At 66.2% G+C, this 11,852-nt stretch carries 7 protein-coding genes; 2 read left to right on the top strand and 5 right to left on the bottom strand.

Annotated elements, in window-relative coordinates; translation table 11 throughout:
• Both NS355_RS04990 and rnr read right to left on the bottom strand, forming a co-directional pair.
• On the bottom strand, nt 1–326 hold a 326-nt coding region (locus tag NS355_RS04990; protein ID WP_167345403.1), incomplete at its 3' end, for a transposase.
• Between the two features lie 82 nt (nt 327–408).
• On the bottom strand, nt 409–2,607 hold the full coding sequence (rnr, locus tag NS355_RS04985; RefSeq protein WP_058744689.1) for a ribonuclease R: 2,199 nt from the start codon (nt 2,605–2,607) through the stop codon (nt 409–411).
• A 244-nt stretch (nt 2,608–2,851) separates the two neighbouring features.
• On the opposite strand from rnr, the gene NS355_RS04980 reads away from it, so the two are divergent.
• Nucleotides 2,852–5,344 (top strand): family 20 glycosylhydrolase, encoded by a 2,493-nt coding sequence (locus NS355_RS04980; protein ID WP_244489561.1) that lies wholly within the window; start codon nt 2,852–2,854, stop codon nt 5,342–5,344.
• On the opposite strand, the gene NS355_RS04975 is transcribed toward NS355_RS04980, so the two are convergent.
• Both NS355_RS04975 and NS355_RS04970 read right to left on the bottom strand, forming a co-directional pair.
• Entirely contained in the window at nt 5,328–7,253 is a 1,926-nt protein-coding gene (locus tag NS355_RS04975) for a beta-N-acetylglucosaminidase domain-containing protein (RefSeq protein ID WP_244489560.1), read from the bottom strand. The genes NS355_RS04980 and NS355_RS04975 overlap by 17 nt on opposite strands.
• Nucleotides 7,254–7,509: 256 nt before the next feature.
• Entirely contained in the window at nt 7,510–9,303 is a 1,794-nt protein-coding gene (locus NS355_RS04970; RefSeq protein ID WP_058744686.1) for an ABC transporter transmembrane domain-containing protein, read from the bottom strand.
• A gap of 225 nt (nt 9,304–9,528) precedes the next feature.
• Here NS355_RS04970 and NS355_RS04965 point away from each other — a divergent pair, with 225 nt between their 5' ends.
• On the top strand, nt 9,529–10,761 hold the full coding sequence (locus NS355_RS04965) for a polyhydroxyalkanoate depolymerase (protein WP_058744685.1): 1,233 nt from the start codon (nt 9,529–9,531) through the stop codon (nt 10,759–10,761).
• Nucleotides 10,762–10,955: 194 nt separating this feature from the next.
• On the opposite strand, the gene NS355_RS04960 is transcribed toward NS355_RS04965, so the two are convergent.
• A complete protein-coding gene (locus NS355_RS04960) occupies nt 10,956–11,435 on the bottom strand; it encodes a pyridoxamine 5'-phosphate oxidase family protein (protein ID WP_058744684.1) in 480 nt (159 codons plus the stop codon).
• Nucleotides 11,436–11,852 lie beyond the last annotated feature (417 nt).

Genomic DNA, 11,852 nt, shown 5'->3' with positions numbered 1-11,852 from the left:
CCCAGTTGCCGTTTTCGAAACCGGCAGACTGTGCGTGTGTCGACCGGCGTATTCTCCTGCGACAGCCGGCCAGAGCGGGGAAACGACACCCGGTCGTCCAGCGCTTCCTCCAGCCCATGGTCCGACAGCGCATAGATACGCTGCAACACCAACGCCTTGACCATCAGCAGCGCATCATAGGGCGGGCGACCGCCCCGCTCGGCACGCAGCGGCGACAACAGCGACCCCAGATCGGCCCAGTCCACTTCCCGCGCCAACCGCTCCAGCCGGACATTGCGACCCAGACGCGGCGACACCAGCCCATCCACCAGGCAACCCTGATCCATCGCTAACGCCCCCCACCAGCTCGCGATAATGAATCACCCGCGCAGGTTTTTTGCAATAATCCCCTTACAGGGGAGGAATGAATTAACGTCGTTTGCCGTTGTGGCGGATGTTCGCCGGCCGTCCGCGCCGTTTCAGCACCCGGCGCGGCTCCGGAGCCGCACCCTTGCCGTCGGGCAGTTCGAAGCGCAGCGCGCCCGATACCGGGTTCGCCTCGGCGAGGCGCAGCGGCAGGCGCTGGCCCAGCTTGTAGATTTCGCGCGTCTTCTCGCCGAGCAATTGCTGCGACGACTCGTCATAGTGGAAATAGTCGCCGCCCAGATCGCGGATCGGCATCAGCCCATCACCGCCCACCCCGTCGACGGTGGCGAAGAAGCCGAAATTGGTGACGCCGGTGATCCGCGTCTCGACCACCTGGCCGACATGCTCGGACAGATAGGCCGCGACGTAACGATCGATCGTCTCGCGCTCCGCCTCCATCGCGCGGCGCTCATATTGGCTGATCGACGTGCCCAGCCGCTCCATCTCTTCGCCCTCGGGCAGCAGGCCTCCGTCACCCAGCTTGTACGCCCCGACCAGCGCGCGGTGGACGACGAGGTCGGCATAGCGCCGGATCGGCGAGGTGAAATGGGCGTAGGAGCCTAGCGACAGGCCGAAATGCCCCTGGTTGACCGGCGCATAATAGGCCTGGGTCTGCGAGCGCAGGATCTGCTCCATCACCTGCGGCTTGAAATCGGCATCACCGATCTTGTCGATGATCCGGTTGAAGGTCGCCGGGCGGATCACCTGGCCCATGGCGAAGGGGATGTCGAAGGTTTCGAGATATTCCTTCAGCGCGACCAGCTTGGTGCGGCTGGGCACCTCATGGACGCGGTACATGACCGGGGCCTTCTTCGCCTCCAGCGCCTTGGCGGCGGCGACGTTGGCGGCGATCATGTAATCCTCGATTAGCCGGTGCGCATCCAGCCGCGCGCGCGGCGCGACCGACAGGATGCGGCCATTCTGGTCGAGCACCACCCGCCGTTCGGGCAGGTCGAGGTCGAGCGGCTCGCGATCGTCGCGCGCCTTGGCCAGTGCTGCCCAACAGTCCCAGAGCGGGCGCAGCGCCGTCTCTGTCAGCGGGTGCGACAACTCGCCATCGATCGCGGCCTGCGCATCCTCATAGGCAATATTCGCCGCCAGCCGCACGACCGCGCGGGTGAAGCGGAAAGACTTGAGCTTGCCATCCTTCGTCAACTGGAGGTGGCAGGCGAGCGCGGCGCGGTCCTCGCCCTCCTTCAACGAACAGACATCGGCCGACAGGATTTCGGGCAGCATCGGCACCACCCGGTCGGGGAAATAGACCGAATTGCCCCGCCGCCGCGCATCCTTGTCGATGGCCGAACCGGGGCGGACATAGAAGCTGACGTCCGCAATGGCGACGATGGCGCGCCAGCCTTCGGGATTGGCGGGATCGTCGTCGGGCGCGGCCCAGACCGCGTCGTCATGGTCGCGTGCGTCGACGGGATCGATCGCGACGATGGGCAGGTCGCGCAAATCCTCGCGGTCGTCGCCCAAAGGCTGGCGCGCGACGCGCGCGGCCTCTTCCAGCGTTTCGGGCTGGAAGCGATCCGGAATCTCGAACTTGTGGATCGCGATCAGCGAGAAGCTGCGCGGGGCGAAGGGATCGCCCAGCCGCTCGACCACACGCGCGGTGATGCGCGGCGGGCGGCCCGCCTTTTCGGCCAGCACCAGGTCGCCCGCTTCGGCGCCGCCGGTGTCCGACACCATCATCTCGCGCCGGTCCTTCTTGTCGACGCTGGTCAACCAGAAACGCCCCGCCTCCTCGCGCAGCACGCCCAGCACCTGTTCGGAGGCGGGCGCGATCGTCTTCATGACATGCGCGATCCAGCCGCCGCCCGCTTCCTCGGTGCGCGCCAGCACCCGCTGGCCGATACCGAGGCTCCCGCGCTTGCGCTCGCGGATGCGCAGCCGGGGGATGGGCACGCCGTCCGCTTCCCAGCGTTCGGGCTGGCCCCAGACATTGCCGCCGTCATCGACATCGACGACGCGCAGCACCGTCACCTTGGGCAGGCCGCCCATCTTGTGAAAGGCGCGGCCGGGCGCGCTGTCGATCAGCCCTTCATCGGCCATATCCTTGAGCAGCGCCTTCAGCCCGATCTTCTCCTGCGCGGAGAGACCGAAAGCCCGCGCGATCTCGCGCTTGCCAGCGGGCTGGTCCGACTGTTCGATGAAGGCGAGGATTTGCTCACGGGTCGGCAGACCCGGCTTGGGTTTTTTCATGGGCTTGAGATAGGGGGTAGGGGCGGCGGCGTCACCCCCGGACGTCTATTCCTCCCCTGCAAGGGGAGGGGGACCAGCGAAGCTGGTGGAGGGGTGTCACCCGTGGGAAGGGTAGGCCAAACTCGCCGAGCGGGACACCCCTCCGTCAGGCCCTCGGCCTGCCACCTCCCCTTGCAAGGGGAGGAATATCATGGTCATGATCCAATGTAATACCAGTACGGCGTAGCGGGACGGGCAGAACATGATGACATTATGGGCTTCGGCCGCGATCCTGGCAGCGGCGCCGAGCGCGCAGGCCGATCTCGACCGGCTCGCGGCGACGCTCGGCTATCGCTATACCATCCTGACCAATCGTCCCGTATCCTGCCCGACCGGCACGCCGCGCTGTTTCGAGGCGGATATCGCCATCGCGGTGCCCGAAGGCGCGCCGAGCCTGCCGGTCGAGATTCGCTACAGCCTGGTCAACCCGGTGCTGAAGATCGACAGCGACATTTTCGACAATCGCACGATCAATGGCGATCTGAACGTCCTGACACTGAAGCCCGGCCAGCAGTTGAAGCCGGGCCAGACCTATCATGTGAAGCTGACCGGCCTGGGTGCGTTCTTTTCGCGCAATCACATGATGCCCAACGCGATGCTGGCGGTCGAGGGCCTTACCCCGCGCGTGATCGCCGCGACCCGGACGGGGACCGACGCCGAGACCGGGCTGGAGACGCTGCCCTTCGTCGCACCGATGACCGACGAAGCCGCGCTCGCCCGCAGCGCCCCCGACGACCAGACTGTCTGGCGCACGCCCGAGCGCGCCTTTGCGCTCTATGCCGAGCGGGGGGGCGCGACGCCGGTCGATGTCGCAATCCTGCCCCGACCTGCAAAGGCAGAGCGCCCTGCCGGTGCGCCGGTCGATCTGTCCAAGGGAATGCGCGTCACGACGCAAGGCTTCACCCGCGCCGCCATCGCGCCCGCGCTGGCCGGATTGCCGATGGGGACGGTTCCGCTGACGATCCGCAAGCAGGCGGGGATCGCACCTGAGGGCTATCGCCTGAGCATCGGGCAGGGTGGCGTAACCGTCGCGGCGGCGGATGCGGCGGGGGCCTCCTATGCGCTTCGCTCGCTGGCGCAGCAGCTGGCGGCGGAGGGGGCGACGCTTCGCCCGCTGATCGTGGAGGATGCGCCACGCTACGGCTTTCGCGGGCTGCACATCGATCTCGCGCGCAACTTCCACAGCAAGGCCGAGATATTGAAGCTGATCGAGCAGATGGCGGTGTACAAGCTGAACACGCTGCACTTGCATCTGGGCGATGACGAGGGCTGGCGGTTGCAGATCGCTGGCTTGCCCGAACTCACCGAGATCGGGGCCTATCGCTGCACCGACCTGTCCGAGAAGACCTGCCTGTCGCCGCAATTGGGGGCAGACCCCGCCAGGGATGCGGCCACCAACGGCTATCTGACCGCCGCCGACTATACCGACATCCTGCGTGCCGCCGCCGCGCGCCAGATCGATGTCATTCCGTCCTTCGACATGCCCGGCCATTCGCGCGCGGCCATCCGATCGATGGAGGTGCGCTATCAGCGGTTGATGGCCAAGGGCGACACGGCGGGGGCCGAGCGTTTCCGGCTGGTCGAGCCGGGCGACACCACCCGCTATTCCAGCGTCCAACATTATGACGACAACACGCTGAACGTCTGTATCCCCAGCACCTATCGCTTCATCGACACGGTGATCGACGCCATTGCCGGGCTGCACAAGGCGGCGGGGGTACCGTTGACGACCTATCATATCGGCGCGGACGAGACGGCAGGCGCCTGGGTCGAATCGCCCGCCTGCAAGGTGATGATGGGCAAGACGGGCCTGCAGCCCAAGCAGCTGGGGGCTTATTTCATCGAACGGATTTCCGCCGACCTCGCCAAGCGCGGCATCGCGGTCGCCGGATGGAGCGACGGCCTGGCTCATACCGACCCGGCCAAGATGCCACCCAAGGTCCAGACCAACATCTGGAGCAAGCTGCACGCGGGCGGCGTCGCCGAGGCGCATGGCCAAGCCAATCGCGGGTGGAAGACCGTGTTGTCGATCCCCGATCTCGGCTATTTCGACATGCCCTATGCCGCCGATCCCAACGAGACCGGCTATGACTGGGCCTCGCGCGGGGTGGATAGCTTCCAGGTGTTTGGCTTCATGCCGGGCAATTTGGCCGCGAACGCCGCGCTGATCCCCAATATCCTCGCCCAGCCCAAGGCCATTGCCGACACCGTGCCGCTCCAGCCGGGCCGCGGCATCGCCGGAATACAGGCGCAGTTGTGGAGCGAGACGGTGCGCCGCGACAGCCAGGTGGATTACATGCTCTTCCCCCGCCTGCTGGCGCTGGCCGAGCGGGCGTGGAGCAAGCCGAACTGGGAGCCCGCCTATGTCGCGGGCACCGGCTATCAGCCGAACGATCCCCGTGTCGACCGGACGAAGCTGTCGGCCGGGTGGCAGGATTTCGCAGGCCGGATGGGCGCGCAGATGCGGCTGCTCGATCGGGCGGGCGTGACCTATCGCCTTGCGCCACCGGGGGCGCGGATCGTGGGCGGCAGGCTGGAGGCGAACACCGAGTTCGCCGGAACGCCGATCGAGTATCGCAGCGGCGGCTCCGCCTGGACCCGCTATACCGGGCCGGTGGCGGTGACGGGGGCAGTCGAGCTTCGCACCCGCACCCCCGATGGCCGCCGCGCCAGCCGGACGGTTACGGTTTCGCCGTAACCGCGATCAGGCCGGGCGCGTCGGCGATGAAGCGGTCGAGTACGCCATCGGCGATCTTGATCGGTCCGTCGAAGCGCACCGCACCCTTGATGCTCTGAACGGCGGCCGCCTGATCCGCGATGCGCTTGGCATCGGCGAAGTAGCGCGTCGCCGCCGCATTGCCCTGCTCGGCGGCGTCCAGTCCGGCGGCCGTCTGCTGCAGCGCGCGGCCCCAGAGCTGCATCGCCTCCAGCCAGGGGGCGGCCTGTTCGGCAAAGGCCGGATCGACCACGCCCGCGCGGATCGTGTCGGGCGCGTCGGCCAGCGAATCGGCCTTGGCATGGAGGTCGGCCAGAGCCGCACGGCGTTCGGCCTCGTCACCATTTGCCAGCGCCTCGCGCACGTGGTCGAGCAGCGCCTTCAGCTTGGGGGCCTGTTCCTGCCAGGGCTGGCTGCCGAAGGTGGGGGCAAGATGCTGGGTGTCGAACATTTCCAGCAGCGCCGCCGTTGCGCGGGCATCTCCTCCGACCAGATCGCGCGCCGCGTAGTGCCAGGTGCGGTCGGCGTCATAGCCCTTGTCGTTCCAGCCGAACGCCAGCACGCCCGTCACCGCGACCCGGCTGGGCGCTTCCTGGTTCATCGGGTTGGACAGGATGCCGGTCAGCTCGGACGACAGCCCCGCCTCGCGCTTGGCATAGGGGGCAAGCAGCAGCCGCCCGGCCGAACTCGCATAGTCGTTGACCGGATAATTGTCCCACAGCAGCGTCTTGCGCCCGAACGCCTTGGTCGCGGCCTTGGCATCGGGGACGGAAATGGCGGGCGGCACGACGTCGGTGCCGGTCCATTGCACGACGATGCGCGGGTTCAGGTTGGCGCGCAGGGCCGCCTTGTAGGGGCTTTCCTTCGCATCATAATATTCGGTCGGCACCATGATCAGCGGACGCGAGGCGGGGTCCTGTTTCAGCAGGTCGGACTGCACCGCATTCAGCAACTTGGACTGGGCGACACCCGCCGCCTGTGCGCCCGAGGGGCCGAACGCCGTCTTGTCGGCCTCGCAATTCCACTTCTGATATTCGATGTCGTCCAGCGCGACATAGAAGCTGTGTACGCCGATCCCGCGCAACGCCGCGAACTTGCGCAGCAGCGCCTGCTCGTCCGCCGGATCGGAGAAGCAGATGCTCGGCCCCGGCGAGATGGCGTAGACGAAATCGACATGGTTCGCCCTGGCGCGCGCCGCGAGCGTACCCAGCGCGCTCAGCGTCGCGGCGGGATAGGGATCGCGCCACTTGTCGCGCGCGAAGGGATCGTCCTTCGGGCTGTAGACATAGGTGTTGGCCTTCATCTGGCCGAGGAAGTCCAGATGCTTCGTCCGGTCGGTCATCGACCAGGGCTTGCCGTAGAAACCTTCGATCGTGCCGCGGATCGGCATGGCGGGATGATCGCGGATGGTCAGCGCCGGGATGGTCTGGCGGGCCAGCAACTGGCGGAGGGTTTGCGCCGCGTGGAACAGTCCATCCGCGTCATGCCCGGCCAGCGTGATGAGGCCGCTCCGACCCGTGGCGAGGACGGTCAGCGTATAGCCTTCGCGGGCGTCGTCGGCGCTGGCGTCGCTACGCGACAGGGCCTCGCGGACCGGGGCGGCGCTGTCCGGGCCGATCACGATGGTCGGTCGGTCGGGTGAGGCGGGCAGGCGCTTCGCCGTGGCGATGTCGGTGACACCGGCCTTTGCCAGCAGGTCGCGGACCAGCGCGGCCGTTTCCGGCTCGGTGCCGGGTGCGACGATCAGCGTGACCGCGCGGCCCAGCGTCATCTCACCGTCGCCCAGCGTCATCGCAACAGGAACGGGGAAGATCGCGGGCAGGGTGGCGGGGTTCGCCTGAGCCGCCGGGGTCAGCGTCGCCAGCGCGATCGCCGCCAGGGCCGCCCCCATTCCCTTATTTGCCGCCCTCGTCATCCTCAATCTCCGGTATTGAACTGGTATTGTCGAAGCCTAGGGGAGTGGGGGGCGGGCTGCAAGCGCGATTGCGGGTTGCATTTCAATGACTTGCGGAGAGGTGAAGCGTGGCCTTCGACTTCGCTCAGGCAGAACGGTGTAACGGATGCCTTGGTGCCCGCGCCCGTTCAGCATGAGCGAAGTCGAAGGCAAAGAAAACCCTCACGCCAAAACTGGTACTAAACCGGCTATATCAATCATGAAATTGCAGGCTCGCCAGCCGCGCATAGAGCCCGCCGCCCGCGATCAATTCGGCATGACGCCCCTGTTCGACGATTCGGCCGCCGTCCATCACCACGATCCGTTCGGCCGCGCGGACCGTCGCCAGCCGGTGCGCGATGACCAGGGTGGTCCGGTTCGCCATCAGCCGTTCCAGCGCCTGTTGCACCAGTTGCTCGCTCTCGGCATCGAGCGCACTTGTCGCCTCGTCCAGCAATAGGATCGGCGCATCGCGCAGCAGCGCGCGGGCGATGGTGATCCGCTGGCGTTGTCCGCCCGACAGTCGCGCACCGCCCTCACCCAGGAAGGTGTCCAGTCCCTGCGGCAGCGCGCGCAGGAAATCGGCGGCGTTGGCCGCTTCGGCGGCGGCCCAGAGCTCGTCGTCGCTCGCCTCCCAGCGGCCATAGCGCAAATTGTCGCGCGCCGAGGCGCCGAAGATTACCGTCTCCTGCGGCACCATCGCGATACGTGCGCGGATCGCCGCCGGATCGGCATCGCGCAAGGACACGCCATCGAGCGAGATGCTGCCGCCCTGCGGATCGTAGAATCGCTCGGCCAGCTGGAACAAGGTCGATTTGCCCGCACCCGACGGGCCGACCACCGCCACCGTCTCGCCGGGGCGGATGTCGAGCGAGAAGTCGTTCAGCGCAGCAACCTCGGGCCGGGTCGGATAGTGGAAGACGACATGGTCGAACCGCAGCGCACCCATCGGGATGACCGGCAGGACAGCGGGGGCGGGGGGCGGTGCGATCTCCGGCTCTTCGGCCAGCAGCTCGGCCAACCGCTGCGCCGCGCCCGAAGCGCGCAATATGTCGCCCCAGACCTCGGTCAGCGCCTGAAACGAGCCCGCGACCAGCATGCCCGTCACGACGAAAGCGGTCAGCGATCCGCCCGACAGCCGCCCGCTGGCGACATCGGCGACCGCTTCCCACAGCAGCAGCGTCAGGCCGCCGAAGAACAACCCGATCACCATCGCCGTCATGATGGCGCGCAGCAGGAAGCGCTTGCGCGAGGTCGCGAAGCCGTTGCTGACCGCCAGTTCGAAACGCTCGGCCTCGCGGCGTTCCTGGCCGAAGGCCTGCACGACCTTCATCGCGCCCAGCGTCTCCACGGCGGTCGCGCCGATATCGGCCAGCCGGTCCTGGCTGTCGCGCGAATAGCTGCGCACCTTCTTGCCCAGCACCACGATCGGCAGGACGATGAGCGGGATGCATACCAGCAGCGACAGGGTCAGCTTGGGCGACAGCGCGAACAGATAGATGGTGCCGCCGATGCCGATCACCGTGTTGCGCAGCGCGATCGATACGGTCGAGCCGACGACCTGTTCGATGATCGCGGTGTCGGCGGTCAACCGGCTGGCGATCTCGGACGGGCGGTTCTCCTCGAAATAGCGGGGGGCGAGGCGCAACAGATTGGCCTGCACCGCGATGCGGATGTCGGCGACCGTCCGCTCGCCCAGCCACGACACGAAATAGAATCGGAACGCGGTGGCGATCGCCAGCATCAGGACGACCGCCAGCAGCCCCTGGAAATAGGGCGCGATATCGCCAGTGTCGGCGATATTGCCGAAGCCGTGGTCGATCACCTTCTGGAAGGTGCGCGGGATGAACAGCGTGGCCAGCGCCGCGACCGCCAGCGACACGGTGGCAGCGGCCAGATGCCCCGGATAGCGCAGCGTATAGCGCCAGACCATCTTTAAGTTGCTCAGGCGGCGGCTGGCCGGGACGGGGGGCTCGGCGGATTTGCGGGACGCGGCGGATCTGGCCATGCCGGGGGCCTAGCAGCGCGGGCGCATCGGCTCAACGCCGGGCGAAGCGCCGGACGCATCGTTTGGGCGCTTTGGTGCGTTCAGGGGATGTAATGGAGATCATGAACCTGTCATCGGTTCGGCACTATGACCGATCGGCCATATTCCGGTCATCATGCGCAAACGGTTTCGTGATAGATAGACGCCAATCACGGCTCCGTCCGGCGGAGCGCAGGGGAATCGACGATGTTGTACGACGCCTATGAAATGCAGCGCTCGATGCTGGCGGGCGCAAGCGCGCTGGCCAATTTTGGCGCGGGGCTGCTCCAGAATCCGGCCAATCCCTTCGCCTATCTGGGCGGCGGCGCGATCATGGGATCGGCGCTGGAGGTCTTCGCCCATGCCGCCGCGCCGCGCGGCAAACCCGCTTTCGGCCTCACCAAGACCGAGATCGACGGGCGCGAGGTGGCGGTCCATGAGGAGATCGTGCTCCGCAAGCCCTTCGGCCAGCTGAAGCGCTTTCGCCGCGAAGGCGTCGAGGGCAGCCCCAAGCTGCTGATCATCGCGCCGATGTCGGGCCATTATGCCACGCTGCTGCGCGGCACCGTGCAGCGGATGCTGCCGACCTGCGAGGTGTACATCACCGACTGGCGCGACGCGAAGCTGGTGCCGCTGTCCGATGGGCGATTCGATTTCGACGATTATGTCGATTACATCATCGACTTCCTGACCGAGATCGGGCCCAATAAAAATGGAGGGGGCGCCCATGCGCTGGCCGTGTGCCAGCCCTCCGTGCCGTCCTATGTCGCCGCAGCGGTGATGAGCGCGGAAAAGCATCCCTGCACCCCGCGCACGCTGACGCTGATGGGCGGGCCGGTCGACACGCGCGAGGCGCCGACGGCGGTAAACCTGCTGGCGACCGATCGTCCGCACGCCTGGTTCGAGCAGAATGCGATCGCCACCGTGCCCATGACCTATCCGGGTGCCGGGCGGCGGGTCTATCCGGGCTTTCTGCAGTTGGCCGGGTTCATGTCGATGAACTTGGGCAACCACATGATTTCGCACTGGGAAATGTTCAAGCATCTGGTCCAGGGCGACGGCGAAAGCGCCGACTCCACCAAGCGATTCTATGACGAGTATCGCGCGGTCTGCGACATGACGGCGGAATTCTATCTCCAGACCGTCGAGCTGGTGTTCCAGCGCCATGCCCTCCCCAAGGGCGAGATGCTGCATCATGGCAAGCGGGTCGATCCGGGCGCGATCACCGATATCGGCATCCTGGCGATCGAGGGCGAGCGCGACGATATTTCGGGCCTCGGCCAGACGCGCGCGGCGCTGACGCTGGCGACCAATCTGCCGGACGAGAAGAAGCGTTATTACATGGCCGAGAAGGTCGGCCATTACGGTATCTTCAACGGCTCCAAATGGCGCAACAAGATCGCGCCGGTGGTCGAGGATTGGATCAAGGCCAACGGGTAGGGGACTTCCTCCCTTCCCTCCGTTCAGCCTGAGCGAAGTCGAAGGCCACGCGGTACCCTTTGCCCAATGCGTGGCTGATGTTTTTCCTTAGCCTTCGACTGCCCTCAGGCTGAACGGCGTGGGGGGGGGACGGAAATAGAAAAACGCCCGGAAGCCCGAGGCCTCCGGGCGTTTCGCTTTACGATGACCGTGCGTTACGCGACCGAGCCGACCACCGCATGGCTGGACGACTCGTCCGAGCGGATCGTGCCGCCGAACAGCATCTTCACCCGACCCGACAGCGAGATGTCGGTTTCCCACAGCTCGGCCGAATTGATGTCGAAGCGCAGCAGCGTCAGGTTCGGGTCCGACTTGCCCTGCGGGAACCAGGCCTCGACCTGATTGCTCCACAGCTTGTCGATCTGCGCCGGGTCGTTGTCCTTCGACACATGGCCCGCAAGGCAGGCGAAGAAGTCGTGGCCCTTGCCGACGAACTGCGCCATCGCCTCGCCACCGCTCGCAATGCGGTTGTCGCGACCGGCGAAGAAGAACAGCGTGTTGGGCTGATCGTCATCGATCTGCGCCGTCATCGGTTCGGAATGCTGGCCGTCGTTCAGGCCGATCATGACGAACGGGCTGCTCTTCAGCTTGTCGAGGAACTTGGCGGCGATTTCCTGGGGGCTGTCATCGGCCATCACGGCTCTCCTTTCAGTGGTTTGGCTGGAGAACGACGCGGGGGCAGGGATGGTTGCGAATAAGATCTCCTGTAATCGAACGCCGATTTGACATGATCTTGTATGGCCGTTCGAGTTAGTGATCGCTCGACGGCAATTCCGCCGTCACTCACAGAAAGGACCACGGATGTCCGTAGCCGATCTGTGCCTGATCCTGGGCGTCATCATCGCCTTCGCGACCTTGGTCGTGAAGATCGTTGAGGTACGCAACAGGTAAGGTGCCCGGCGGGGCTCGGGTAGCAGCCTGAGCCCCAAAGGATTTGAGCCCCGGCCGTAGCAGCGACCGGGGCTCTACAGAAAGGCGGATGTCCTCGCCTGCGAGTCATATACGCCAATGCCGTCAAAATTTCAATTCTGATGGCAATCGCGAACCGTGCC

The sequence above is a fragment of the Sphingomonas yabuuchiae genome (assembly GCF_001477495.1).
Lineage (GTDB): Bacteria > Pseudomonadota > Alphaproteobacteria > Sphingomonadales > Sphingomonadaceae > Sphingomonas > Sphingomonas yabuuchiae_A.
The sequence above is the reverse complement of the archived record's forward strand: the minus strand, read 5'-3'. Positions and strand labels throughout refer to the sequence as shown.